The organism is Candidatus Krumholzibacteriia bacterium, from assembly GCA_030748535.1.
Classification (GTDB): Bacteria; Krumholzibacteriota; Krumholzibacteriia; order JACNKJ01; family JACNKJ01; genus JASMLU01.
This window is the reverse complement of record JASMLU010000002.1, coordinates 157,418-184,357: the sequence shown is the minus strand read 5'-3', so window position 1 is coordinate 184,357 and position 26,940 is coordinate 157,418. Positions and strand designations below refer to the sequence as shown.

The 26,940-nt window shown below is 58.2% G+C and carries 16 protein-coding genes; all 16 read left to right on the top strand.

Going from position 1 to position 26,940, the window contains the following annotated elements; genetic code table 11:
• Positions 1–52 precede the first annotated feature (52 nt).
• Genes QGH30_04735 through QGH30_04660 form a run of 16 tightly spaced genes read left to right on the top strand, consistent with a single transcriptional unit; the run spans position 53 to position 26,928 of the window.
• A complete protein-coding gene (locus QGH30_04735) occupies positions 53–2,608 on the top strand; it encodes a DUF2723 domain-containing protein (protein ID MDP7021643.1) in 2,556 nt (851 codons plus the stop codon).
• Entirely contained in the window at positions 2,598–3,551 is a 954-nt protein-coding gene (locus tag QGH30_04730; protein MDP7021642.1) for an NAD-dependent epimerase/dehydratase family protein, read from the top strand. Before QGH30_04735 ends, QGH30_04730 begins: the two co-directional genes overlap by 11 nt.
• Complete coding sequence (locus tag QGH30_04725) at positions 3,548–4,480, top strand: glycosyltransferase family 2 protein (protein ID MDP7021641.1); 933 nt, start codon at positions 3,548–3,550, stop codon at positions 4,478–4,480. The genes QGH30_04730 and QGH30_04725 overlap by 4 nt, the downstream gene beginning before the upstream one ends.
• Positions 4,470–5,369 (top strand): glycosyltransferase family 2 protein, encoded by a 900-nt coding sequence (locus QGH30_04720; GenBank protein ID MDP7021640.1) that lies wholly within the window; start codon positions 4,470–4,472, stop codon positions 5,367–5,369. The genes QGH30_04725 and QGH30_04720 overlap by 11 nt, the downstream gene beginning before the upstream one ends.
• Complete coding sequence (locus tag QGH30_04715) at positions 5,369–7,771, top strand: hypothetical protein (GenBank protein ID MDP7021639.1); 2,403 nt, start codon at positions 5,369–5,371, stop codon at positions 7,769–7,771. Before QGH30_04720 ends, QGH30_04715 begins: the two co-directional genes overlap by 1 nt.
• Positions 7,768–8,502 (top strand): polyprenol monophosphomannose synthase, encoded by a 735-nt coding sequence (locus tag QGH30_04710; protein ID MDP7021638.1) that lies wholly within the window; start codon positions 7,768–7,770, stop codon positions 8,500–8,502. The genes QGH30_04715 and QGH30_04710 overlap by 4 nt, the downstream gene beginning before the upstream one ends.
• A complete protein-coding gene (locus QGH30_04705; GenBank protein ID MDP7021637.1) occupies positions 8,499–10,562 on the top strand; it encodes a glycosyltransferase in 2,064 nt (687 codons plus the stop codon). Before QGH30_04710 ends, QGH30_04705 begins: the two co-directional genes overlap by 4 nt.
• A complete protein-coding gene (locus QGH30_04700) occupies positions 10,559–12,844 on the top strand; it encodes a T9SS type A sorting domain-containing protein (protein ID MDP7021636.1) in 2,286 nt (761 codons plus the stop codon). The genes QGH30_04705 and QGH30_04700 overlap by 4 nt, the downstream gene beginning before the upstream one ends.
• An 8-nt stretch (positions 12,845–12,852) precedes the next feature.
• Positions 12,853–14,271 (top strand): nucleoside-diphosphate sugar epimerase/dehydratase, encoded by a 1,419-nt coding sequence (locus QGH30_04695; GenBank protein MDP7021635.1) that lies wholly within the window; start codon positions 12,853–12,855, stop codon positions 14,269–14,271.
• Positions 14,264–15,457: a DegT/DnrJ/EryC1/StrS family aminotransferase gene (locus QGH30_04690; GenBank protein MDP7021634.1), complete on the top strand. Its 1,194-nt coding sequence runs from the start codon at positions 14,264–14,266 to the stop codon at positions 15,455–15,457. Before QGH30_04695 ends, QGH30_04690 begins: the two co-directional genes overlap by 8 nt.
• Position 15,458: 1 nt before the next feature.
• Positions 15,459–16,403: a GNAT family N-acetyltransferase gene (locus tag QGH30_04685; protein MDP7021633.1), complete on the top strand. Its 945-nt coding sequence runs from the start codon at positions 15,459–15,461 to the stop codon at positions 16,401–16,403.
• Entirely contained in the window at positions 16,400–17,935 is a 1,536-nt protein-coding gene (locus QGH30_04680; protein MDP7021632.1) for a lipopolysaccharide biosynthesis protein, read from the top strand. Before QGH30_04685 ends, QGH30_04680 begins: the two co-directional genes overlap by 4 nt.
• The gene (locus QGH30_04675) at positions 17,932–18,996 is read left to right on the top strand and encodes a glycosyltransferase family 4 protein (GenBank protein ID MDP7021631.1); all 1,065 of its coding nucleotides are present in this window, start codon (positions 17,932–17,934) and stop codon (positions 18,994–18,996) included. The genes QGH30_04680 and QGH30_04675 overlap by 4 nt, the downstream gene beginning before the upstream one ends.
• Positions 18,993–20,270, top strand: a complete 1,278-nt coding sequence (locus QGH30_04670; GenBank protein ID MDP7021630.1) for a hypothetical protein — start codon at positions 18,993–18,995, stop codon at positions 20,268–20,270. The genes QGH30_04675 and QGH30_04670 overlap by 4 nt, the downstream gene beginning before the upstream one ends.
• Positions 20,267–21,742, top strand: a complete 1,476-nt coding sequence (locus tag QGH30_04665) for a hypothetical protein (GenBank protein ID MDP7021629.1) — start codon at positions 20,267–20,269, stop codon at positions 21,740–21,742. Before QGH30_04670 ends, QGH30_04665 begins: the two co-directional genes overlap by 4 nt.
• Positions 21,739–26,928 (top strand): C25 family cysteine peptidase, encoded by a 5,190-nt coding sequence (locus QGH30_04660; protein ID MDP7021628.1) that lies wholly within the window; start codon positions 21,739–21,741, stop codon positions 26,926–26,928. Before QGH30_04665 ends, QGH30_04660 begins: the two co-directional genes overlap by 4 nt.
• Positions 26,929–26,940: the final 12 nt, after the last annotated feature.

The window sequence follows — 26,940 nt, the reverse complement described above, 5'->3', positions numbered from 1 at the left end:
GATTCCCTGTTGAATTCAGCACTTGCACGGGTTTTTCCCCCGGAAAGGTCTCATGAGACGCTATCATCCCGCGATTCTGTGGGGAGGCATCCTTGCCTTCCTCCTGCCCTTCCTTGTCTATCTTCGGACCATGAGCCGAACACTCAATTTCTGGGACTGTGGCGAGTTCATCGCAACGAGCTATATCCTTGGTATTCCGCATCCTCCCGCCACTCCGATGTATGTTCTGGTCGGAAGGCTGGCCTCGCTTATGCCCTTCGGGGAGGGGGTGGCGCACCGGATCAATATGTTGAGCGCCCTCTTCGGCTCCCTGGCCACTCTGATCATGTTCCTGCTGGTCCTCAAGGCGACTCGAAGTTGGGGTGCGTCTGCCGTTCAGGGAGGAACGAGGCTTTACCTTCGTGTGGCCGGTGCTCTCTCTGCTTCCTTCATGCTCGCCTTCAGCGACACATTTTGGGGCAATTCCATTGAGGCAGAGGTCTATTCCCTCAGTGCTTTCCTCATGGGTCTGGTCACCTGGCTGATCCTGGACTGGAAAGAGAAGGCCGATCAGTCAGGCAGCAACGGCAAGGTACTCCTGATTCTCTATCTGCTGGCTCTCGGAGTGGGTTTTCATCTGGGAACGATTCTGATCTTTCCCGGCTTTTTCTTTCTCGCCCTGCTGGTGGAGAAGAAAGGATTCAGCAATATCGAGTTGTGGGTCGTGGGAGCCGCACTGGCCTTTTTTCTGGGAAGTACGATTCTCCACCTTCCGGACCTCTGGATGGGGGGCGGCCTTCTGCTGACCCTCATGGTCTCGATCTGGCTGTTCAGCACCGGCAAACGCTTTCCGCTGGCGGCGCTTGCCGTCTTTGTTTTGGGACTCAGTGTCCATCTCTTTCTCATGATTCGTGCGGGGCATGATCCGGGGCCGGCCATCAACGAGGCGGACCCTTCCACTTGGGAGAACCTGCTGGCTGTTCTCAAGCGGGAGCAGTACCCTGCCCGCTCATTGCATGTTCGGGAAGCCAGTTTCTCTTTCCAGTTGAATCATTTCTGGGGATACCTTTGGAACCAGTTCCAGATGCCTTTCCAGACCCGGCTTTCTCTGGGCAGCTTCTTCCTGAACCCGGGCGCTGCGTTGACCGCCCTGCCTCTGGGCCTCGGGGTACTGGGGATCTGGCAGCAGTGGCGCAGAGAGAAGAAGGTATTTCTGGCCCTTTTCATCATTCTTCTGGTGAACAGCGTCGGTCTGATTCTCTTTTTGAACTTCACCAACCACGAGGTGAGAGAGCGGGACTACTTTTACACGCCCGGCTTCTATTTCCTTTCCCTGTTCATCGGTCTCGGAATCACGGGACTCCTGGAAGGTTTTCTGGCGGAGAAACGGGGCAAGCTCCAGAGCTCACTGATCGCGGCCCTGCTCCTCTTGCTTTCCTTTGGTCCTCTGGTCTCACACTTCTACACTCATGATCGCAGTGAGCTCCGGATTGCGCGCGACTATGCATGGAACATGCTTTCGCCCCTGGAAGAGAATGCGGTGATCTTTACGAACGGGGACAATGACACCTTCCCGCTTTGGTACCTGCAGGAGGTTGAGGGGATCCGCATGGATGTCCGGGTGGTGAACCTGAGTCTACTGAACACTGACTGGTACATGAGGCAGTTGCGTGACAGGGACCCGGTGCTTCCCATCTATCTGGACAATGATGAAATCGCGGAAGTCGCAACGCATTACTACCAACTGGAGGACGGGCGCATCCTTCAACCCCGCGACGAGATCATCAACCGAATGATGATGAACACCCAGAAGGAGGGATGGTACACCCGCCCCTACTACTTCGCCGTTACTGTCCCCCGGGAATCTCTTCTGCCCTGGATGGAGTACTTGCGCATGGAGGGCATGGTTTACCGCATGACGCTCGAAAAGGGCAAGGAGCAGGTGGACCTGGAAAAGCTCCGCTACAATCTGGAGGAGGGCTACATCTGGCGCGGGATCTTCTCTGACTGGGGGGCGGATGGCAGCGAGCAGGGACTCTCCGGCGAGATCCCCCGCTTCCCGGTTCAGCAGGAGGAGCCTTTCTATCTCAATGCTACCGTGATCCACCTGATCCAGAACTATGCGGCCGCCTGGAGTCGTCTTTCCATCGAAATGAGCCGGGGAGACGAGGGAGTTCAGGATGATCAAGAGGCGGTAAGAGCCATGGAGCGGGCCTGGCAGATCAATCCGGAGTTTGTGCCCGCCATGCTCTATCTTCCCTACCTCTATGGACAGGCCGGGGACTCCCTGCGCGTGGGGCTTGCCTACGATACCTTCAGCGAGAAGGATCCCCAAGACTACCGTTTCTGGGCTCGCTATGCGCAATACCTGGAGACTCTTGGCAGACATGAGGAAGTGGTCATCGCGCTCGGGAGAATCATTGAACTGAATCCCGATTCCGAGGCTGCCCACATCTCGCTTCTTGACTACATCGTCAGCTTCTTCCCGACCCGGAAGAATCTCACTGCCATGCAGACAAGGCTTGAGGAATACCTTGCAAGGAATCCAAAGAGTGAAGCCATTCGCGAAAGACTGGGCCTCTTGAAGGAGGGCATGCAAGCGGGGCAAGGAGTACAGGGTGAGCGATAGTGTTCTTGTCACGGGGGCGGCCGGTTTTATCGGTTCGCAACTTAGTGAAAGGCTTCTTGCCGAAGGGCGGGAAGTCCTGGGGATCGACTGTCTGACGGACTACTACGATCCGCAGATCAAGCGGGGGAACCTGTCGGTCTGCCTCAAGCATCCATCCTTCCAGTTTCTGGAAGAGGATCTCATGGAGGCGGATCTTCCTTCCCTACTCGATGGCTGCAAGCGGGTCTTCCACCTCTCCGCCCAGGCGGGGGTAAGGGCCAGTTGGGGTGCGGACTTCGGTATCTATCTGCGGGAAAATCTCGCGGTGACGCAGAGGATTCTCGAGAGCCTGAAATCTTTCCCGAATGTTCGGCTTGTCTATGCCAGCACCAGTTCGGTGTACGGGCAGGTGGAGAGCCTCCCGATGCGAGAGGAACAACGCCCCCGACCCTTCAGTCCCTACGGGGTGACGAAGCTCTCTGCCGAGCAAATGGTGGATCTGTACCGGATGAATTTCGGTCTTCAGGCCCGGGCGCTTCGTCTCTTCACGGTCTATGGTCCCCGACAGCGACCGGACATGGCATTTTCCCGCTTCTTCCGTGCCGCCCTGCGAGAGGAAGAGATTCCGGTCTACGGGGACGGAAAGCAGACCCGCGATTACACCTTCGTCGAGGACATCGTCGAGTGCTTCCTTCGTGCGGCCGAATACGAGGGCGAACATTTCGTCTTCAATGCGGGCGGAGGAAGTCGTCTTCCGCTTCTGGAGGTCTTCGAGATCATGGAAAGCCTGCTGGGGAAACCCCTTCGCCTCCGACACGAGGAACGCAAGAAGGGTGATGTCCTGGACACTCTTGCTTCCACGGAGAGAATCCGGGAGGAACTGGATTTCCTTCCCCAGGTTTCCCTGACAGAAGGACTCGCGAGACAACTGGAATGGACCCTTGAAACCGGAGACGCTGTATGAACCTGTCCATCGTCATCCCTTCATGGAACGAGGCCGAGAGCCTCCCGGAACTTCTCGAGCGGGTGCAGGAGCATGCGAAGGCATTTGCACCCTACGAGATTCTGGTCATTGATGATGGAAGTAGCGACGGAAGCCCGGAGCTTCTGGAGCGCATGAGCTCGGAGATCCCGGAACTCGGCTATTACTGTTTCGGTCGCAACTATGGAAAGAGTGCCGCCCTGGCCCTGGCCTTCCAGCATGTCCGGGGGGAGATCGTCATTACCATGGACGCCGATCTTCAGGATGATCCCGCAGAAATTACCGCCCTGATCTCCCGGCTCAATGAGGGCTGGGATCTGGTCAGCGGCTGGAAAGAGGACCGCAAGGATCCCCTGTCCAAGACTCTTCCCAGTTTCTTTTTCAATCGTGTGATGAGAAGGGTGACAGGGCTGAAGCTTCATGACTTCAACTGCGGGCTGAAAGCCTACCGACAGGAAGTGGTCAAAAACCTGCGGGTCTATGGAGAACTTCATCGTTTTCTCCCGGCTCTTGCGAACTGGGACGGTTTCCAGGTGACCGAGATTCCCGTGCACCATCACGCCAGGAAGTACGGAGAGAGCAAGTTCGGCATGAGGCGATACCTCAATGGCTTCTTTGACCTGATGACGATCAGCTTTACCTCACGAAGTTCGCTCGCACCTCTTCATACCTTTGGCAGAGTCGGTTTCTTCTTTTTCCTGACCGGCTTTGCGATCAATGCCTGGTTTGGAGGCGTCTGGCTTGTGACCCATGCCCTGCGGGTTCGCCCACTGCTGATTCTGGGCTGGGTTCTTCTGATTCTCGCCATCCAGTTCTGGAGTCTGGGGCTTCTCGGCGAATTGATGATTCACCTGCGAGCCCGGGAGGAATCCTACCGGATCAAGTCCTGGAAGGAGCCACATGGTTCCTGAGGCGAGAAGACTGGGCATCGTGGTTCTCAACTGGAATGGGGCGGAGGTGCTTCCGGCCTGCCTGAACAGCCTGCGCAGTGCCGCGGAAGCCAGTCGCCACGAGGTCTCGGTTCTTCTTGTGGACAACGATTCCCGGGACGATTCCGTCTCAATGGCAGAGGAACTCTGGCCGGAACTGGCAGTTTTGCGCAATGAGGAGAACCTCCTCTTTGGCGGGGGAATGAACCGGGGTCTGGACTACTGGCTCGACCGCAAGCAGGACTTCGTGCTCCTCCTGAACAACGACATCAAGTGCGATGTGGACTTTCTGGATCCTCTCGTCGAGGATCTGGAGAGGGATCCCCGGCGGGGAGCTGCCTCCCCTCGCATCCACTACCTCGATCCCGCCGACCGGCTCTGGTATGGAGGGGGGAAGGTTAGTCGACTTGCGAGAATTACATCCCATCGGGGCATCCGGAAAAGACCCGTGGAGGATCTGCTTCGTTCCGACGAGACCGGCTACCTCACTGGCTGTGCGATTCTGGGCAGACGGGACTTCTGGAAAGAGACCGGCGGCTTCGACCCTGCCTTCCCTTTCTATGCGGAGGATGTGGACCTCTCTCTTCGAGCGAGGGAACAGGGCTGGCTGCTCCGTTATGTCGCCGAGTCGATGATCTTTCACCGCGTTGGTTTTTCCAGCGGAGGAGGAATGGCTCCGGCAAAGTTGCGCGCCCAGCTGACTGCATCCGGGAAGTTGATCCGCCGCCATGTGTCGGCACCCTGGAGACCCCTCGCACGCCTGGCCTGGACGCTGCATCTGGCCCTTGCCATCCTTCGAGCCCTGTTTCGCGGGGAATGGTCCGTGCTTCCCGCAGCCGGAGCGGCTCTTGTCGGAAGGGAGAAGCCCTGATGGAAGCTTCCTCCCCATGGCGGCGCGCCTTGAGACTGGAAGGCAAAAGAGGCTTTGCCCTGGCTCTGCTTCTTTATCTCGCACTTCTTGCCCTGCTCTTTCCGGAAGCGATCTTTCAGGGGAAGGTTTTTCAGACTCCTGACAGTCTTGCTCCCGGAGGCCTTGCCGTCTGGGCAAAGTCCCAGGGGCTGGATTCTCCTCTCTGGAACCCCCTGATTTTTGCAGGAATGCCGGCCTTCGCCAGCCTCAGCTATCACCCCGGACTCTATCCGGTGAATCTCTTCCTGCGTTTTCTGATCGACCATGCGGGTTTCCCGCCCCTGACCTGGCTCCTCTTTCACTACCTCTGGGCTTCACTCGGAATCTTTGCCTATCTCCGATGGAAGGGGAGCTATGGCTGGACGGCCTGGATGGCGGGCGCCCTGTTTCTCCTTTTGCCCTCACAGGTTGCCGTGGGTGTTTACGGCCACGGTAGCAAGGTGATGAGCTACTCCTGGATTCCCTGGATCCTGCTCTTTACGGACCGGGTGACAGGCGGCCGCAGAATCCTGCTGGATCTGGCTCTTCTGGCTCTTTCGGTCACCGGCCTGCTTCTCTCTGCCCATGTACAGGTGGTTTACTACGGTCTCCTGACAGCGGGTCTCTATGCCTTTTTCCGCCTGCTCCGTTTGCTGATGAAGAAACAGTCGAAGGCAGCGCTGCTCCGTCTCGGAGCCGGACTTCTGGCACTGCTTCTTGCCATGGGAGCATCTGCGATCCTCTATGGGCCGGTCCATGAGTACAGCGCTCACTCGATTCGGGGGGTCAGCCAGGGTGGCGGCGCAGACTGGGACTACGCCACGGCCTGGAGTCTGCATCCGGTCGAATGGTCCACCTTCCTTTTTCCCTCCAGCGTGGGATTCGGGGAGGAGACTTATTTCGGGCATATGCCCATGACAAACTACCCGAACTACCTGGGCCTTTTGCCCTTTCTCGTTCTGATTCTGAACTTCTGGCGAAGAAAACCCTGCCATCTGGAACTCTTCTTTGCCGGACTCTTTCTGATGGCGACCCTGGTCGCCGCTGGCAGGCATTTCCCGCTGCTCTATCGACCCTTCTATGATTTCCTCCCCTGGTTCAACCGTTTCCGTGTTCCCGTGATGATCCTGCTTCTGCAACAACTGAGCCTTGCCATTCTCTTTGCCCGGGGGCTCGACCGGGTCTTGAGAAACCCGGGAGAGGGCAAGAAACTGCTACGCATTGTCCTGATCGCTTTTCTTCTCTCGCTTCTTCTGCTGGTCTTCCTGCCGGTGGAAGAGGTCGCAGAAGAGGGTCTTGCCCGCCGACTGGCACCGCGTCTCTCCTCCCTCACTCCCTCGCAGGCCCGGGGCTTTGTTGCAGGTCTGGCCGGGAAGGCGGCCGACTGGTTCCGGATGGACTCTGCCCGAAGTGTCCTGCTACTGACGCCCTTTATCCTTCTCCTCTGGAAGAGGCATCATCGCGTATTTCGCTGGGGCTTCCCCGCAGCGGTTCTTCTCATCCTGCTTTTGGACTTCCTGCCTCTTGACTATCGAATCCTCCATCCGGAAAAACACTGGGATTCCCACAAGGGGCGCGGCCTCTGGGCGGAGCCTGCCTCTCCGGAAATGCGACTTCCCTCCGGCGACCTGCACTTTCTCAGCGGTAATCTGGGCGACGAACGCTTCTATGCACTTTCGGGCAGCGGTTTTGAAGGCAATGAGGCGGCGGCCAGGGGACTGGCCAGTCTCGGGGGCTATCATGCCGCAAAACTGGCATTGGCCGATTCGGTCATTCGTGCCCTTCCCCGTGGTGGCGCTCCCCTTCTCGGGAGATTTTCCGTGAAGTACCTGATCGCCGGACGCAGCCTCAATGCCGGTCCCGACTTTCCCCCGGTTCGAAACGCCCCGCCGGGAATCTATGAAAACCGCCACTGGCGGCCTCGCCTTTTTCTGGAGGACCGGGTCATCCTGAAAAGCCCGGAAGAAAGTCGGGCCCTGCTCCTGAAGGGGATGGCCCCGAAAGCGGGTATTTTCCTGTCTGCAGGATCCGCTCTGGAATTGCATCCCTCCGGGGAAGCCTGCGGTCGCATTCTCGAAGCGAGTTACGGACTGGATGAAGTTTCCTGTGAAGTGGAAATGCAAGACCCGGGGCTTCTCGTTCTGGCTGACATGAACTATCCCGGCTGGTCTGTGGAAGTGAACGGGAATGAAGCGGAGCTGCTGAGCGCGGACGGTTTCTTCCGCTCAGTGTACTTGAGTGAAGGCAGCCACCGGATTCGTTTCTTCTATGAACTGCCAAACTGGAATCTCTTGAGAGCCTCCTGGTTTTCCTCATTCGGACTCATGGGGCTTCTCATGATTGCCGGATTGCTGACCCCGAAACTCCGAAGGGAGAGATCATGAAGGGCCTGGTGATCATACCGACCTATAACGAAGAGGATAACATTCGCGGCATTGTCCTTGAAGCTCTGAAGCAGGATCCTTGTCTGCAGGTGCTGGTCGTGGATGACAACTCTCCGGACGGAACCGGGGAGATCGTGGCAACCATGCAGAAGGAGGATCCGCGCATTCACCTCCTCCGGCGTCCCGGGAAGATGGGGCTCGGTTCGGCCTACATCGACGGGTTTCGATATGCCCTGAAGATGGAAGACATCGACTGCATTTTCGAAATGGACGCAGACTTTTCTCACAACCCCGAAGATCTTCAGCGGATGCTCAAGGGCATCGAAGGCTGCGATCTGGTTCTCGGGAGTCGCTATCTCGAGGGCGTGACGGTAGTGAACTGGCCCCTGCGCCGACTTTTCCTCAGCCTGGGAGCCAATGTCTACACAAGGCTGGTGACGGGCATGCCGATCCGCGATGCCACGGGAGGCTTCAAGTGTTTCCGCAGGGAAGTGCTGGAAGCCATTCCTCTGGAGAGAATCCGCAGCGACGGCTACAGCTTCCAGATTGAGATGAACTATCAGGCCTGGAAGCGGGGCTTTGCAATTCGCGAGATTCCGATTGTTTTCACAGACCGGAGGGTGGGAGTCAGCAAGATGAACCGGAAGATCATTGTGGAAGCAATCTGGATGGTCTGGAGGCTACGCTTCTCCAGACTTCGCGTAGGGAAGAGAAAGGCCGATACCGGATGAAGGATGTCATCACGGTTCTCTATGTGAGCTATTTTTCGGGGAAGGAGATCCTCGAGAGTCTCAATAGCCTCCGGAAGAGCGGCACAAGCCGCCGTCTGGAAGTGATCGTGATTGACAACAACAGCGGCGATGACAGTGTTGCTCTGCTGGAGCGGGAAGAGGATGTCCGGGTCATCGCGAATGGCTCCAATCTGGGCTATGCAAGAGCCGTGAATCAGGGCCTTCGGGCCGGAAGCGGTGATCTCTTTCTGGTCCTCAATCCCGATGTCAAGGCGGAGCCGGGGTCCATTGATATTCTGACTGACTACCTCGAGAGCCATCCCCATGTGGGGATCGTGGGTTCCCGCCTTCTCAACGAGGATGGCAGTCTTCAGCACTCCTGCCGTTCCTTCTACACGCTCTGGACCATCCTCCTTCGCCGAACTCCCCTGAAGAAACTCTTCCCGAAGAGCCGTGCCCTTCGCCATCACCTGATGCTCGACTACGATCACGCCAGCCCAAGGCGCGTGGACTGGATTCTCGGAGCCTGCATGATGGCCCGACGAAGTGCCGTCGAGGAAGTGGGCGGCATGGATGAACGGTTCTTTCTCTACTTCGAGGATGTGGACTGGTGTACTCGCATGGCGAAGCGGGGCTGGGAAGTCCACTATGAGCCTGCTTCCCTGATGAACCATGTGCACAAGCGAGCCAGTGCGAAGAATCCTTTCAGCCGGAGCCTTGTCGCCCATCTTTCCAGTTTTCTTCACTACTACGAGAAGTGGAATCCGGTCTCCTACATCCTCAAGCGATATCGGAACCCGGTGCGCATTGCGGGACTGGCCTTGCTGGATCTCGCCGCTCTTGCCCTTGCATTGAGCGCGGCCGTGCAACTTCGTCTCATCTTCGGGGGGCTCTTTGAGGGAACCTATTTCGACCCGGCTCCCTATTACCGTTTCATGCTTTTCTATGCCGGGATCAGTCTGGTCTTCTTCGCTGTCAACGGGCTCTACCGGGTGGATCGGCGGACCAGGGGCAGCGACGAATTCCTGAAGCTCTTCCGCTCTGAATTGCTGATCCCGGTCGTCCTGCTTGCTGTCAATTTCCTGGCAGGGGAAGACATCGTTTCCCGCTCGGTGGTTCTCCTCAGCGCGCCCCTTTCGCTCTTCCTGATTTTGCTCTTCCGTGTCCTCATCCGAAGCCTTCATCACCGTTTCCTTCGACTGAACTTTGACCTGAAGCGGATGCTGCTTCTGGGCACTGTCGAAGAGTACGCCCTCATTGAGCGTCTTGTGGGAGAGCACCCCGAGTTCGGGCTGGATCTGGTAGGTCGCCTGGATCCGGGAGGGAACCCGGAGTCTTCCCTGGGGGGCGTGGAGGATCTTTCCCGGCTCGCACGGGAAGAGAGGATTCAGGAAGTGCTGGTGGCTTCTTCCGCCTCCTCGGCCAGCCAGGTTGCTTCCATTCTGAAAGACTGCAGAAAGATGAGCATGGACCTCAGTGTTCTGGGAGGACTGTCGGCTCTATTGCGGGGTCCCCAGTCGGGCGACTTTCTCGGGATCCCTGCCCAGCGTTTCCGGGCCGGGGGAATTGATTTCCTGCTTCGCTTTCTGAAAAGACTCAATGATTTTGTACTGGCTCTTTTTCTGCTGCTTCTTTCTCTCTTGCCGTCTTTTTTCCATCTCATAACAGCGGGGCGGAAAAGGCAACGCAGGACTGTCAGTTACCGGGGAAAGAAGGGCGAGGCTCTCGACTTCCCCCTTGTTCTGGGGAAAAGGGCTGCGTTTCTTTCCGACCTTCTCAATCCCTGCCTCTATCTTTCAGTGCTGCGGGGGGATCTCAGTCTGGTCGGACCGCTTCCCTCTTCTCTTGACCGGACGGGGATGCAGGATGTCCGCCCGGGTCTGACTGGATATTGGAGGATTCCAGCCTCCGCTTCCCAACAGAAATTCTACCGCGAACTGGATCGCCTCTATTCGCTCAACTGGAGCCCGGGTCTGGATTTCAGAATCTGGGGAGAGACTTTTTCCTGTCAGATGAAGGGACGCTTTCCCGAGGAATTTTGCCGGAGGCTGGATGCATGAAGTTCTGGACCCTGATCCTCTGTCTTGTCCCCCTGGCCATCTCTGCTACGGAGTTGGAGTGGGTCTCTTGGCCGGATGCCAGTGATATCCGCAGCTTCTCCTTTGACGGCAGCAGGCTCTGGGCAGCAGGTCGCGGGGGGGCGCTGTCACTGAATCCCGATAGCGGGGAGGTCGAGTTCCTGCGCGCATCCGACGGGCTACCTCTCAACGACCTCAATGCGGTGCTCGCCCTGTCGCAGGATGAAATCTGGTTCGCCACCAATGGTGAAGGCCTGGCCCGCTATCGTCCCGCAGATGAGGAAGTCTGGAAACGCTTTCAGGTTTTTCCTCAGGCGATCACCTCTGATCGGCTTCTCTGTCTGGAAGAAGGGCCGCAGGGAAGAGTCTGGTATGGCAGTGATGCCGGCTTCGGAGTGATGGAAGGCGTTGTGCCCGGGGAAATCTGGGATGCCTGGGAGGGCCTGGGGAACGAGGAAGTTCGATGCCTGGAGTTCGAGGGCGACAGCCTCTGGGTCGGGACCGCCGACGGTCTCTTCCTTCTGCCTCCCGGGGGAGTGCTGGAGGAGGATGCAGGGGTTCCGGAATCCGCGATCCTTGATCTGGTTTACGGCGACCGTCTCTATTTACTTGCGGAGGGCAATGTCCATTTTCTGAATGATAACGGTGACTGGCAGACACTGGCCGATCCCCTGAGCGGCCATTCGGCAAGAGCGTTTTTCTGGAACCAGGACAAACTCTATGTCTCCTGGAGAAGCAGTTCGGAGACGGGCAAGCTCCTTGCCTGGAATCCCGGCACGGAGAGTTGGGAAGACCTTTCCTCCGGCTTGCCGGAGGTTCTCGATGGGAGCTATGCCCGCCCGGTTCTCTCGGCACTCCATGTAGACGACGGAGGAAATGCCTGGCTGGGAGGACAGGTTTATCGGGGCATGGGCCCGGGAATCCTCTGGAGAAAAGAGGGACTCTGGCAACGCTTGTCTCTTCAGGAAGGGCCCCTTTCTCCGGAGACCACGGCCCTTTCCTTTGGAGCATCGGGCCGCTGGATTACCGGGAGCAAGGGCGGGGCTGCCTGGTATGATGGCGAGTGGCACTGGATCCCCATGCAGGATGAATGGAGCAATGCTCCGGCCTGGAGTCTGGACTGCATGGAGGACTCGGAGGGCTGGGCCTGGTTTTCCCGATTCGGAACCTCCACGCTTCGCATTCATCTGGACAGCGGGGACTGGGAAATGCTGGAGGCCGGTGCGGGAAGCATCGCTTCGCATGCCGTGATCCGCATGGGGGAGGATTCCTCGGGGAACCGATGGTTTGCCCTCGATGGTTTTGGACTTTCCGTTTTCACTCCGGAATCGGAGTGGCTGCATTTCACGGGCGTGAATGCGGGGCTTCCCGGAGACATCATCGACGGGCTGGCCTTCCCGGCACCCGGCGAGGTGGCACTTCTTGTGCGGGGCCTGGGTCCCTGTATCTGGGATACCGGGGGCACGATCGATTTCTTTCTCGACGACACCTGGTACGCCCCCGGCAATGGAATCTCCGATCCCCAGGGCAGGATCATCACGGACACGACCGGCTTTGATCTGGATGCGCGATCCGGAGAAGACTGCCTCTGGCTGGGACAGAGTGACGGGCTCCTGCTTCTGGAATCCTGGGGTGGGGGATGGACTGTCAGTGACTATCTGAACAAGAAGACCTTCCTTCGGGATGGGCTTCTTCATGCCCAGGTCAATGCCGTGGCTGCTGGCCCCGGACGGAGTGCCTGGCTTGCCACAGCCGGCGGGCTTTCCCGCGTGGAACTGGATGCGGAGGCCGGGCTCTGGAGTATTGACAACTACACGAGCGAGGCGGGCCGGGAGGCTGCGGGCAAGGATCTCTTCGGACCGGATGTCTTGGCTCCTCTTTCCGGGCTGGATGTCTACCGGGTTGCTCTTCACCCGGATGCAGACCGGCTTTTCCTGGGGATGAAAGATGCGGGCTTGCTGGAACTGATCTTGCACCCGGACTCCGCACCTGTCGATCAGTCTCTGACCACGGTGTATCTCTACCCCAATCCAATCACCGGGGAGAGTGCCCTGAGCTTCGGTGGAATCAGCGCAAATCTGGATGTAGAGATTTTCAACCTGGAGGGACAGTTGGTAAGCCGTACAGAGGATGTCGCTCCCGGAGAGGATCTCTGGCCCGGGCTGGAGACCCGCTTTGGGAACCGTGCCCTGAGTGGTCGGTATTTCCTTCGCCTGAAGCAGGGTTCATCGAGCCAGCTTCGGAAAGTCGTGCTTCTGCGATAGGAGGGGCTTTGAAACGAATTCTCATTCTGGGGGCCGGAGTGGCCGGGCGCATGGTGGCGGAGGAAATTTTCTCCTCTGATGGCATGGGCATCGAGCTTCTGGGTTTTCTCGACGACCGCGAAGACCTTCAGGGGGAAGAGGCCGGCGGCTTTCCGGTACACGGAAGCTGTGACGATCTCGAGGACAAGGTGCGGGAACTCGGGGTTGACGAACTGATCATCGCCATGCCCAGTGCCGGGGGCCCGGAAATCAGGCGTGTTCTCCGCCTCTGCCGACAAAGCGGCAAGCCCTTTACGATTTTGCCCGGTCTTCGCCAGATCATCACCGGCGATGCCCGCTTCGGGCAGCTTCGTCCCGTGAATCCGGTGGACCTGCTGGGGCGCGAGACCGTGGATCTCCAGGAGGAACCGGTCCGCGCACTGGTGGAGGGGAGAACGGTGCTGGTGAGCGGCGCCGGGGGATCGATCGGCTCGGAGATCAGTCGCCAGATTGCGGCACTCGGACCGGCTCGACTGATTCTGCTGGGCCGGGGCGAGAACTCGATCTTTGAAGTGGAACAGGAGTTGCGGACCGCCTGGCCGAAACTGGATCTCTTGTCCCTGATCGCAGACCTTCGGGATCCGGATTCCCTTCTGCGCCATTTCCGGGAGTACCAGCCTCATGTGGTCTATCATGCGGCCGCACACAAGCATGTTCCATTCATGGAGCGTTTCCCGGAAGAGGCCTTTCTCAACAATGTTCTCGGAACCCGGAACCTCATCGAGGCGGCGACCGATTCCCGGGTGGATCGATTTGTCATGTTGTCCACCGACAAGGCCGTGGATCCGAAGGGAGTCATGGGAGCCAGCAAGCGCATGGCGGAATTGCTGGTCTTTCGGGCGAACTCCACTTCCGCAGCAAGCCGCTTTCTTTCGGTTCGTTTCGGTAATGTGCTGGGGAGCCGGGGAAGCGTGGTTCCGCTGTTTCAGGGACAGATTGAGCGTGGTGGCCCGGTGACCGTGACGGACGCGGAGACCACGCGTTACTTCATGACCATCCGCGAAGCCAGCATGCTGGTGATTCAGGCCAGTGCGCTCGGGGATGGTGGAGAGATTTTTATTCTGAATATGGGCGAGAGCCTGAACATTCTGGAACTGGCAAGAGACCTGATCATGCTTCACGGACTGGAGCCGGGCCGTGATATTCCTATCGAGATCACGGGGATGCGTCCCGGGGAGAAACTCCACGAGCAACTCATGAGCGACTCGGAGGCAGAGGCCAGCGAACTGGGAGAGAGGCTGATGATTCTCCGCCCGCCCTTCGATCCCGAGCAGGAAATCGAGGGGGTTCTTCGGGAGATGGAAGATCTGGCCCGAAGGGGAGAAGGCCGGGAACTGGCTCGCAGAATGCTGGACTTCACTTCAGAATGGGGGAGAGACAGTGAGTGATCCCAAACCTGCCATTGAGGGCGGTTCCCCGGTCCGGGAGGAGCGGCTCCCGTTTTTTCGGAGCAATCTCGGAGAAAGGGAGATCGAGTCGCTCGTGGATACCATCCGCAGTGGCTGGCTGACTCTCGGTCCCCGCACAGAGGAATTCCGGAAGGCCTTACTCGATTTCACGGAACTCCCCTGGGGGATTCCGCTCAACAGTTGTACTTCCTCAATGTTTCTTGCCCTGAAACTCTTGGGACTTGGGGAAGGCGACGAGGTCATTAGCAGCCCGAACACCTTCACCTCTTCGATCAATGTGATTTTCCACGCAGGAGCAAAGCCTGTTCTGGCTGACATCGAGATGGAAACCTATGGTCTCGATCCCGATAGCGTGGAAGCTGCGATTGGCCCGAAGACCCGGGCCATCCTTGCCGTGCATTACGGGGGACAGGCTTGCCGGATTCGGGAACTGAAAGAAATCGCTGATCGCCATGGTCTCTTTCTGATAGAGGATCTGGCCCATGGTTTCGGTGCACGGCTTGAAGGCAGACATCTGGGGCACCACGGCGACTTTGCGGCTTTCTCCTTCTATGCGACCAAAAATCTGAACACGGGAGAAGGCGGTTTCCTTGCCTGCAACAGTGAGGAGCGGGAAAAGGAAGCCTCGCTCATGGGCTTTCATGGCATGGACCGTGATGCCTGGAAGCGCTACGGAGATCGCGGGAGCTGGTTCTATGAGATCAGCAGAGTTGGCTACAAGTTCAACATGAGTGATCCCCAAGCGGCCCTGGGTGTGGTTCAACTGGAACGAGCCGATGAACTCCTGCTTGAGCGAAGCCGGATCGCGGGACGCTATCTAGAGGCTTTCGCCAGGGAGCCGGCCCTCATTCTTCCCCAGACCGGAGCCGATGCCTTGCATTCATGGCATCTCTTCGTGCCGCGCCTTGTGCCCGGAAGCCTTCGCATCGAGCGCGATGATTTTCTCAAGGCTCTTATTGCTGAAGGGATCAGTCCCAGCCTGCACTTTATTCCCATCCACCATCACCCTGCTCATAAGGACAGCTTTGCAGGGCTTGCCCTGCCGTCTTCAGAAGCATTCTACGAAACCTGCTTTACCCTGCCTCTCTTTGCGGGGATGGAGGAAAGGGAAATCGACGAGGTGATCGAGGCTGTGCAGAAACTCCTGAACTACTACAGGAGCTGAGATGAACTTCAGGCTGGAGGAATCACTGGACTGGAAGGAAGTGGATGCCTTTCTCGAAGAGGCCACCGGTGCATCCTTCTTTCACCACTCCACCTGGTTGAGTGGACTGAGCGAGATCTACGGCATGAAGATCTCTGCCCTCAGCCTTCGCAGGGAGGGTCGCCTCCGGGCCCTTCTTCCCTTTGCGGAGAGAAGTCGCTGGGGACTGAGGATTCAGGAGAGCCTCCCCTTCGGAACCTATGGCGGGCCTCTTCTTGCTCCCGGCGAAAAGTCGGAACTGGGGGAGCATCTTCTGGAAGCGGCTCTTGGCCGGGTCTCCGGAAGAAGGGTTCTGGCTCGCGTATTTCTGAAGCCCGGCGATAAGGCGGAATTGGCCAGCGAGTCCCTGTCCACCTATCGGGTGGATCTTCGGGAAGGCTGGGATGAGATCTTCACAAAGCGTTTTGCTGCGGGGAAACGCCGGCAGGTTCGACAGGCTCGGGAGGCGGGGCTGGTGACAGGAGAGAGCCGTGAGGACCGGGACCTGGAAGAGTACTATGCGCTCTATCTTGCCAATGCAAAACGCTGGAAGCTGAAGAACCCGGTTCCTCTTTCACTCCTGAAACATCTGCTGAAGGATGAGAGTCATGTGAGACTCTGGCTGGCGAGGCATGAAGGCAGAATCGTCTCGGGTATGCTGAACTTCCAGTGGGGGCAGGAGGAAATCTACTGGCAGGGGAGCAGCCTGGAAGAGGCCCGCAATCTGCGTCCAAGCGCCCTTCTTTATGCGGCTGTGCTGGAAGATGCCTGTCGGAGGAATCTGGACTATTTCAATCTTGGTGCAAGCCCGAACCTTCCGAGCCTTGCCCGCTACAAGATGGATTTCGGGGCCGAAGAGATCCCCTGCACACTCCTTGAAAGAGAAGCCCCCTGGTTTCGAAGACTTCGTTCCAGGAGGAAGGCATGAGGGGCGAGAGCCGCATCGGAAGAAACACGACCTGGCTGGGTCTCGGAACGGTACTCTCCAGCCTCTTTGTGATTGTGCAGATGAAGGTCTTCACGGTGACGCTGAGTCTGGAGGGCTATGGAACCCTGCTCGCCCTGCGTGCGCTGGCCGGAGTGATCACCGCTCTTGCCGTGATGGGTCTTCCCCAACTGGCCACCCGCTTCCTCCCCCAGTTTGAAAGTCGCGGAAGCCGCAAGGACACCCTTCGCTTCTTTCTGATGCTCATGCTCTTTCTCGGTCTCTCTGTTCAGGCGGCACTCTTGCTTTCCCTTTGGGGACGCGAGTTTCTTCTTTCGAATTTCAGTATGGGGGAAGAAGGGCTGGCCTTCTTCAACCTCACCCTGTTTTTGGCACTTGCGATGAGCGTCAATGAGATGTCCCTGAATCTCTTTCAGGGAATCCGCAGGATGTCCTGGGTTGCTGTTTCCCAGGTTCTCATGCAGGGACTTCTGGCACTTCATTTCATTCTCGTGCGGGGGAATCTTGAGCCGGCCTATGCATTGAAGCTCTATGCCATCTACTTCGCTGTTCCGGGATTCCTCATGCTCGCGGCCTTCCCCTTTCTCATCCCCCGGGGAGGAGAGGGGAACCTCCGGATTCGCAAGGGAGAGATCTTCTCCTACTGGAAGTTGGGTCTTCTGCTGAGATGGATGGTTCTTGCGGCCATGGATCTCGACCGCTACTTCCTGAGTTTCTTCGCATCGATGGAACTGATTGCTTTCTTCAATATCCCCGCAAGAATCATGGGAGTAAGCCGCCGGCTTCTGCAGAGTTCCATCACCAGTCTGCAGACCGAGGTCAGTCGGCTGCATGAGGAAAGGCGGGACAGTGATCTTCCCGCTCGCTTGGGGATCTTTCTCCGCGGGCAGGTAAGCCTCTCTCTCTGGATGGCAACGCTCCTCTTCCTGCTGGCTCATCCCCTGATCCTGCTGGTTTCTTCGGAAGACTACCTGAAGGGACTTCCGCTTCTTGCGATCCTCCTTCTTACCCTGCCTCTTTCCAGTTTGTCCTCTCCCCTGGAAGCTGCGTTTCGCGGAACCCGGGGTCTGGGAAAGGTGCTGACGGGCAACCTGATCTGGGCTCTTGCCTACTTTGGAAGTTTCCCCTTTCTGGTCAGGGGCATGGGACTTGTCGGACTGGGAGTTGCGCAGGTGGGCGCACTTCTTCTTCAGGCACTCTGGATGCTCTGGATGGGGAGAAGACTTGGACTTCTGGGGAAAGGTCCCCTTGCTTCACGACTCATTCGCTCGCTTTTCCCATCCATTACGGCTCTGCTGGTGGCCTTTCTGATTCCGGGTGCAAGGGGGCTTTCCCCTTCGCTTGCGGGGATGCTCCTGGGAAGCCTTGTTCTTCTTCTGCATTCTCTCTTACTGCTTCGGGGCAGCACGCTCTTTAGCAGAGAAGAGAAAGCCTGGTTGCTCGGGAGAGTCCGCCCGGCCCCTTTCCGCGAAAGACTGGAAACCCTGCTGGGAGTCGGGGAGGGGAAGGCATGAAAATCGCAATGCTCAGTGAGGGCGGCAATGTTCACACCCGGCGATGGGTCGAGTATTTTCACGCGGCCGGCGATGAGGTGCTCTTGCTGACCCTGGAGCCGACTCCGAGTCTTCCGGTTCGCGTGGAAAGAATCGGGAGAAGGGGAAAGCTGGACTTCCTGTCCTACACTCTCTCCCTTCCCCGTGCGGGAAAGATCCTCTCTGACTTCAGCCCCGATCTGGTCAATGCCCACTTTGTTCCGAACTATGGCTGGATTGCCGCTCTTCTGGGCCGCAGGCCTCTGGTGGTTTCGACCTGGGGCAGTGATGTTTTGAGCAATCCCCGTCGAAGTGTCCTGCATCGCTGGCGCGCTCAATTCGTCCTGCGAAAAGCAGACCTTCTGACGAGCGATGCAGAAATGATGAGCGAGGTGATTCGGGACATGATCGGCAGTGCAAGTCCGATCCTCACCGTGCCCATGGGCGTGGACCGCCATTTTCATGAGTCTGCAAATCCCGGAGAGGCTCGTGAGAAGATCGTTTTGCAGTACCGGAACTTTGAGCCGGTCTATGATCCGAAGACCCTGATTGCCGCCATTCCCGCCTTCCTCGATGATCACCCCGACTGGCGCTTTCGTCTGGCCGGAGAGGGTAGCATGCGGGCGGAGATGGAGGCCCTTGCCGGGAAGCTCGGAATCGCTGGCAGCGTGAGCTTTCTGGGGAAGCTGCGAAGGGAGGAGTTGATCTCGGAATTGCGAAAGGCGCGCATCTATCTTTCGGCGAGTTTGTCCGACAGCAGCAGCGTTTCACTGTTGGAGGCGATGAGCCAGGGAGCCTACCCGGTAGTCTCCGACATTCCCGCAAACCGGGAGTGGCTCGGTGATGGCACACGCGCCCTCTTCTTCCCCTGTGCGGATTCACGGACCTTGTCGCGGCGTCTTTCAGAGGCCGCCGCCCTTCCGGAGGATGTGAGACTCCCCCTGTTGGAGCAAAACCGGAAGCTCATTGGCGAGACGGCAATCTGGGAAGACAATATGGACAGGGTTCGCAAAGCCTTCCTTGAACTGAAGGAGTCGGCATGAAGCGTCTCCTGATGATCAGTTATTATTATCCGCCCATGGGCGACGGCGGCGTATTCCGCTGTCTGAAGTTCAGTAGCTACCTTCGAGAGCATGGCTGGGAAGCCGTGGTCCTCAGCGGGGATCCGGAGGATTACTGGGTTCGGGATGAATCGCTTCTTGAGCAGTTGCCAGAAGATCAGCAGGTGTCCCGGGTGGGGGGGATGACCGGCCTGTCTCTTCTGCGGAAGATGCGGGGAGGGCGTAAATCCTCTTCTTCCTCCTCCCGCTCCAGTTCTCTTTTTCGTTTCCTTCGAAAACTCTCGGATTTCTTTCTCTTCCCGGACTCCTACCGGGGCTGGATAGCGCCCGCCCGCAAGGAAGCACATCGGCTTCTTTCCACCGGGGACTTCGACCTGATTTTCAGTTCCGGCCCTCCGGATTCTGCCCACCTTCTGGGCCACTCTCTGGCCCGGGAATTTCAACTTCCCTGGGTGGCGGACTTCCGGGACCTCTGGTACAACCTGCACCTGAAGGATGCTCCCACGCCCCTGCACCGTTTTCTTCATTCCCGTCTCGAGGCCGGCGTACTCCGGGATGCGGAAGTCGTGACGGTAACCCGGGGCTGGCAGAAGTTTCTGGAAGGACGCAAGGCGGGCCCCGTGCATCTGATCCGCAATGGTTATGACCCTGCGGATTTCGAGGGGCTTCATCCCGCTGGGCGGGAGGATGCTCGCCTGCACCTCTTGCACACTGGCAAACTGAGTCTGGATCGTTCCAGTCGACCTTTTCTGGAAGGTCTCTCCCTCTTGCTGCAACGAAGGCCGGATCTTCGTGAGCAGCTCCGGGTGGAGTTCCTCGGTCCGAGTGAAAGTGACAATGAGAATCTGATCGCAAGTCTGGGTCTTTCAGAAGTAGTTCGTTTCCGTCCCTCTTTGCCTCACCGGGAAGCTCTCTCTCTTCAGCTTTCTGCAGACTTGCTCCTTCTCCTTCAGCAGAGCGAGCTGCGATACCGGGATCTGGTTCCCGGAAAACTCTACGAGTACATGGGGTCAGGTCGACCGGTTTTTGCGGTGGGACCCGGCGGCGAAGTTTCCGAGCTTGTCCGGGAACTGGGGCTGGGCTGGATGAGCGAGGCGGAGACAGGGGCTGTGGCGGATCTTCTGGAAGAGGCCCTGGAGAAGATCCGATCTGGCTGGAAGCGGGAGACCGTGGATCTTTCTCCTTTCGAGCGTCCCGGGCAGGCGAAACAGATGGCAGAGATTTTCGACTCTCTGGAAAGGACGGACTCCCCTTGAAACTAAGCTCCTGGGCCTTTCCTGCTTTTCTGATTCTTCTCTTTCTGGCAGCGCAGATTCCACTCTGGGGATACTGGACGGATGACACCTATATCCACATGGTCTATGCGAAGAACCTCGTGGCGGGTCATGGTTGGTCCTTCAACCCCGGGGAAGCAAGTTATGGTTCGACCAGCCCACTCTGGGTCCTGCTTCTGGCGCCCTGGGCTTCCACGGAAGCGGGGGGACTGCTTGCGGCAAAGCTGCTGGGCATTCTGGCAGCCCTGATTTCGATTCTCCTGTTTCACAAACTGTCCGGCCGCTTCCTTCCCGATGAGACGCTTCGCCGCTCCGCCAGTTTTCTCTTTGCCACCGAGGTCTGGTTTCTGCGCTGGAGTGCTTCGGGGATGGAAAGCTCTCTGGCAGTGCTTGCCCTGCTTCTGATTCTTCTGGCCCTGTCTGCTCCCCTGAAAAACCGCGGGGATTTCTTTCGCCTCGGCCTTTTCGGGGGGCTGGCCTGCCTGGTGCGTCCCGAGTTTTATCTCTTTGGATTCCTGCTCGGCCTTGCGGGGCTTCTTCAGCGCGAATGGCGGAAACACCTTCCCGTTCTCATTGCCGGTCTTCTTCTGCCTACGATTCCCTGGCTTCTCTTTGCGCAGTTTTCCATTGGAAGCATGCTCCCGAGTACGGGGTCGGCAAAGGCGGAGGGTCTTCAGGGTTTCGGGGAGTACCTGAATTACGCTGGCAAGCTTCTGCGCATTCCTCTCTCCAGTCAGGGGCTTCTGCTGATTCTCGCGCTGGCCACTCTGGGCTCGAGCCTGTTCTCCCGAATCCGGTCGAAAGAGTGCTACCGCCCGTTTTTCTGGATCACGATTCTCTGGGCCACCCTTCTGCCCCTTTTCCTCCTGAAATCGGGGGTGGCTCTGGTCAGCCGATACCTGCTTCCCGTCACGCCCCTGATTCCCCTGGCGGCCATGATGGGGCTCAGAAATCGTCTTTCACCCCTGCGGAAGTTTCTCCCCCTGATTCTCCTGCTCAGCCTCCTGCCCAATCTCTGGCTTTACTCCTCCAAGGTGCTTCCCCATGCCCGGCAATTTCCCCGGGAGTTCGGCAGCGTAATGGGCGAGGTCGCGGACTGGCTCTCGGAGAATGATCCGGGAAGCCGGGTGGCCTGCCCGGATATCGGGCTCATCGGCTACCGCTCCGACTGCTATGTCGTGGATCTCGTGGGCCTGATTCACCCGGATATCGCGGATATCTGGCATCAGACCAGTTTCGGAAAAATGATCGAGGAGCTGGACTTCCTACCCCTGCGCGATGCAGATTACCTCATCGAGAGAACTTCGGAAGGCGATGGCCTGGACGGGCTTGAGAGGAGGGGGCGAAGACTGGTGATAATCCTGGAGAGAGAGGTCCCGGGTCTGGGAATTGCAAGAGATGGCGGGTTCCGATACAGATTTTACCGGATTGAAAGGCACGATCAGGTCGAATGAAGAGCATCCTGAGTGGCATACTCCTGCTAACTTCCCTCTTTTCCCCCGTTTATGCGGGGGAATGGCTTCATGAGGAGAGCCTCGCCGCCCATGAAATCCTGATTTCGCAGGACAGGGATGGGAGCGGGCTGGAGTTTCCTTCCTCCCTTTGTCTGGAGGCTCCCGGATCTCCCGCTCTTCCTGGCCGAATCCTCAGGATTCCCCTGCCGGAAGGACAGCGTCTTTCTTCCTTTCGCTATGAACTTCCGGCCGCCTCCCTGATTATGGGAGACTTGCCCCTGCCCGGACTTCGATCCGATCAGGGCGACTTCGCCGGGCCTGCTGAAGGGATCCCGGAGGGAAGCCTTGTTCTGCTCTCCCAGCCCGGTCGCCGGGGCATCCGGGAGGCTCATTTCTACTGGCGCCCCCTGAAGATCGAGTCGGGTCAACTGAGCCTTGATCCGGAGCTTCGACTGTATCTCACGAGCGAGGCGGATCCCGAACCCCCGCTACCGGTTCTTCGGGCTGATCGGGGAGTAGAACTGTTTTTTCAGCCTTCGGATCGTCCCGGTCTGGATGGCTCTGCCGTCGATGCCCTGATCCTCACCAATGAGGAAATGTTGCCGGCCTTTGAGATTCTCGCGGACTGGCACCTTGAGCGCGGAAGCAGAACCGTCGTGAGAAGCCTCGAATGGGTGGCAGAGAACTATCCGCCGGGAGCAGATCCCGCCGAGAATCTCCGCATTTTCCTTCAGGATGCCTATCAGTTCTGGGGAATTCACTCCCTGCTCATTGGTGGCGATACTTCCGAGATCCCCGTGCGTTACTCCACGATTCGCATTGCCTGGGAAGAGAAGGAGGTTCCGACAGACCTCTACTATTCCTGTCTGGATGGAAACTGGAATGGCGATGGCGATGAGCACTGGGGGGAGGGCTTCAGTTCCGCATCCAATCCCGGCGATGATGCCGACTTCCTGCCGGAACTTCTCGTGGGACGCGTCCCGGTGAGTTCCTTCTCCGATGCCGAGAGTTACGTCAGCAAGCTCCTTGCTTATCGGGAAAGCCCCCCGGATGCGGACTTCCAGGACCAAATACTGTTCTTTGCGGAAGTTCTCTTCCCGAAAACCTGGTACTCGGGGCTCCCCATCCTGACTGATGGAGCAGACTTTCCCGTGAAGATCATCGAGAACTATCTCGAGGATGATCTGAACTACACCTGTCTCTTCGAGAACTACCAGGACAGCGTTTCCGTCTGGCAGTCCATCCCTCTTGATCCTCTGCCAGTGGAACTCACCGTGGAAGCTGCGGTGGATTCCATGAGCACGGGTCACTTCGCCCTCGTGGACCAGAACGGGCATGGCTTCCGCAACAACATGTCCGTAGGCGACGGGAACATCACCCTCTCCCATGCCCAGAATCTGACGAATCCGAACGGATTCCATATCACCCTGATGAACTGTACTTCCACGGCCTTCGACTACGACTGCCTCGGAGAGAACTTCCTGCGCAATCCAGATGGAGGCGCGGTGTCGGTTTTCGGAACGACCCGGGAGAGTTTTCCTTCCTATACGGAGCCATACTACAAACGGTTTTACGATATGCTCTTCAGCGGGCAGGTTTCCAACGCCGGCAAGGTTTTCGACTCCATCCGCTGGGAGATGGCCGCCTCCGCCCAGGGCAACAGTTACTTCCGCTGGACCTACCTGATCGTCACCTATCTGGGCGACCCGCTCATGGATCCCTGGTGTGGGGAGCCTCTGGAGTACAATGTGACGGCACCTGCAGAGATCTGGGTGGGGGACTCTCTTCTCGACTTTCATGTGGATGACTCTCTTGGCTCTGCCTCCTCGAAGGTTCGCATCACCCTTCAACAGGGAGACGATCTTTGGGTGAGTGGCACGACCGATGCTGCGGGGGATCTTACTCTCCCCGTCTTTCTTCCCTCCGAGGGAAACCTGGAGCTCTGCGCCTGGGGGCACAACGGAGTACTGCTTCGCGATACCCTCACGGTTCTTCCCTCCGAAGATGCCGAGCTTAATCTTGCGACCTGGTCCTTCAGTGATGATTTGGCTCTGGACCCAGCCAATGATGGCGATGGCCTGGCGGATGCCGGGGAAGTCCTGTCCCTCAACCTGCTTCTGGAGAATGCGGGAGGAAGCGATGCCAGCGGGCTAACGATTGGCATTTCCTCCAGCCATGATTCCCTTCAGGTCCTGCAGTCCGAGGAGCTTCTGGGAGAGTTGCCCTCGGGGGCCACGGTTTCCTCGACCACGCTTCAGATTCGCTCTGCTGTCGGTCTGGAAGACGGGAGTCGTCTTGCTCTGCTGCTGAGCCTCTCCGCAAGTGATCTGCCCACGAGGCAGGATACCCTGTTCCTCAGCTTCCAGGCACCGGAGTTGCGTTGTAGTGGCTGGACTCTTGATGATAGCGGCGATGGAATTCTTGATCCCGGGGAATCCTTCCGGGCGATTCCCCGTCTGGTCAATGTCGGACAGGGTGAGACCACTTCCCTGTCTCTTCATCTGGAGGCTCTGGAACCGGGAGTGTCGGTGGAGGAGGGCAGCCTGAATCTCGTCTCGCTGTCTCTGTTGGAAGAGGGGGAAGCCGGGCCTGGTTTTCTTCTTTCACTCGATGACCCGGAGGCTGGAATCCCCGCCCTGTTTACGGTCATGGACGAGATGGGCCGAGTCTTCCAGGACACGCTGGATTTCATGCCCCCGGATCCTCCCGGGCAACCGGTTTCTGCCGTGAGTACGGAATCCGGGAGAATCGATCTTAGTTGGGACGCCTCCCAGTCCGAAGATGTTGCCTCCTATCATGTCTACCTGGCCCTCGAAGGAGATCCGGCCTTTAGCCGCTACACGCTTCTTCCCGTGGAGTATCGGGGGATGGCCGTGCGAAACCTGCCCGAGAACAGCCTCCTTCAGTTTACTGTCACGGCTCTCGATTCTTCGGGCTTTGAAAGCCTGCCCAGCGACACTCTGCAGACTTCCACCAACCCTGCACAGCTTGCCGGCTTCCCCCATATTCTGGGGCAGTCCTGCGGCAGCTCGGTTGCTTTGGGAAACATCAGCGGTGATGAGGCTCCGGAACTGGTCGTTGCCTCGGACTATCTCTACGCCTGGTTCGCCAATGGGGATGAGGTTCTCGATGGAGACAATTCGACGGGCACGACGGGAGTTCTCACTCAGGCGGCCAATGATGTCGCAGGATCGGTGACTCTGGCACCGCTTTTGGGCACGGAGACTCTTCAGATTGTGGTCGCTGCCCGAGGCTCCAGTCCCCCGGGCCTGAAGGCCATCTATGCCTTTGATGGGGAAGGCAATGTCCTGCCCGGCTGGCCCCGGGAAACCGAGGACTGGATCTGGGGCAACCTGCTTGCTGAAGATCTGGACGGGGACGGGGATCTGGAGATCGCAGGAGTCGACAACGATGGAATTGTCTATGCCTTCCATCACGATGGCAGTGAATTGGTCGATGGAGATGCGGATCCTTCGAGCATCGGAGTCCTTGCCCGCGGTATCGGAGCCTGGAGTATCGGCAGTCCTGCAGCTGCCGATCTGAATGGGGATGGTGCGAAGGAACTGCTCATCTCCTCCCGGGACAACTTGCTTCATGCCTTCCAGTCAGACGGCAGTGAGGCCAGCGGATTTCCTGTCAGTGGCAGTCTCTCTTCGAGAAGTCCCCTGGTCGTGGCCGACCTGATGGGCGATGGAGCGCCGGAGATCCTCTTCCTCTCAGCCAGCAATGCTCTTCACGCCATCGGATTTGATGGCGTCGAAATGGCGGGCTTCCCCCTTTCCTATCCCAATGACTTCGGGAGTACGGGACCTTCCCCGGTTCCGGTGGATCTGGACGGAGACGGGGTAATGGAGATCTTCCTGCCGAGAATTGTCTCGGAAAATGAGGAAACCCATCTTCATCTCATCGACCTCTCCGGAAACGAGCAGCCCGGCTGGCCCATTATCCTGGAAACCAGCATGCAGTCCAGCCCCGTGGTCGGGGATATCGATGGCGATGGCAGCCTGGAGTTTATCATTGGAAGCGAGGATGGGACGGTCTTTGGATTCAATGTGGACGGGAGCATCCAGCCCGGCTTCCCGATCAAGGTGGGCGGGGAAGTCCGTGGCGCGCCGGCCCTCGGGGATCTCGATTCTGACGGGGATGTGGACCTGATTCTGGCCTCCTGGAACCGGGGTGTCTTTGCCTGGGATTTCGAGGGCCGCTTCGACCTTGAGAATTTTCCCTGGCCCACGCAGTCGGGGAACTATCGGAGAACCGGACGCTTGGGCGATGCGGACAGCTTCGACAAGACTCCCCCTCAACTCAGTTTGGCGGTCTTCCAGAATCCCTATCTGGACCAGTACCTCGATCTCTATGTAACGGCCGATGAGGATCTCAAGGTTGAGAGTGTGGAACTCCTGGCCGGCGTAGATACTCTGGAAGTACACGCGGTAAGCGGAGAGGGGGGGCTCTACCGTGCAGATTATGAACTGACGGATGAGGGACTTCTCCATCTGGAAACCTGTGCAGAGGATCTCTTTGGAAATGCCGCATGCGGAGAACTGGAGTTCAGTTCTTCCTTTGTCCTGGCCTCTGAAGGCGTTCATCTTCGCGATGGAATGGCAAGCTTGCTCATCGAGCCGGGAAGTCTCTCGCAGGATCGCTGGTGCCTCATGGTTCAAGAAGACTGTGAGGGTCTGCTGGCAAGGAAGCTGCTGATTCCCGGTTCCGCGGAAGCTTGGCTGGAGCTGTCCTGGTCTGGCGAGCTGGAGGATCCCGGGAATCTGGTGATTCAGGGGCCCGGTGGCGAAGTGCTGGAAACCTATGTGGATCCCCGCAAGCAGACGGCCGGTGCCCGCATTCTCGGGGGAGGCATCTACGAACTTCTCCGGGAGGACGAGGCCGAGTCGCATCTTCTTGACCCCTCGTTTCTGAAGATCTCGCAGAACTATCCGAACCCTTTCAATCCTGCAACCCGGGTGGATTTCGAGCTGAGAAGCCATCAGCGAGTTCGCGCTGATCTTTTCGATCTGAGAGGCCGACGACTGAGAGTTCTTCTCGATGAAACCCTCAGCCCGGGGCAGCACACCTTGCGCTGGGACGGGCGGGACGAGAGAGGCCGGGAAATGAGCAGTGGCCTGTACTTCCTCAGGATTCGAAGTGAGCAGAAAACCCGGAGCCTGAAGATGCTCCTGATTCGATAGGGCGGGAAGAAT

Bases quoted from the DNA above. Each gene is read 5' to 3' on its own strand.
- QGH30_04685 (MDP7021633.1), top strand. From the start codon at position 15,459: ATGAACTTCAGGCTGGAGGAATCACTGGACTGGAAGGAAGTGGATGCC.
- QGH30_04675 (MDP7021631.1), top strand. From the start codon at position 17,932: ATGAAAATCGCAATGCTCAGTGAGGGCGGCAATGTTCACACCCGGCGA.
- QGH30_04715 (MDP7021639.1), top strand. From the start codon at position 5,369: ATGGAAGCTTCCTCCCCATGGCGGCGCGCCTTGAGACTGGAAGGCAAA.
- QGH30_04660 (MDP7021628.1), top strand. From the start codon at position 21,739: ATGAAGAGCATCCTGAGTGGCATACTCCTGCTAACTTCCCTCTTTTCC.
- QGH30_04705 (MDP7021637.1), top strand. From the start codon at position 8,499: ATGAAGGATGTCATCACGGTTCTCTATGTGAGCTATTTTTCGGGGAAG.
- QGH30_04710 (MDP7021638.1), top strand. From the start codon at position 7,768: ATGAAGGGCCTGGTGATCATACCGACCTATAACGAAGAGGATAACATT.
- QGH30_04720 (MDP7021640.1), top strand. From the start codon at position 4,470: ATGGTTCCTGAGGCGAGAAGACTGGGCATCGTGGTTCTCAACTGGAAT.
- QGH30_04700 (MDP7021636.1), top strand. From the start codon at position 10,559: ATGAAGTTCTGGACCCTGATCCTCTGTCTTGTCCCCCTGGCCATCTCT.
- QGH30_04670 (MDP7021630.1), top strand. From the start codon at position 18,993: ATGAAGCGTCTCCTGATGATCAGTTATTATTATCCGCCCATGGGCGAC.
- QGH30_04735 (MDP7021643.1), top strand. From the start codon at position 53: ATGAGACGCTATCATCCCGCGATTCTGTGGGGAGGCATCCTTGCCTTC.
- QGH30_04725 (MDP7021641.1), top strand. From the start codon at position 3,548: ATGAACCTGTCCATCGTCATCCCTTCATGGAACGAGGCCGAGAGCCTC.
- QGH30_04680 (MDP7021632.1), top strand. From the start codon at position 16,400: ATGAGGGGCGAGAGCCGCATCGGAAGAAACACGACCTGGCTGGGTCTC.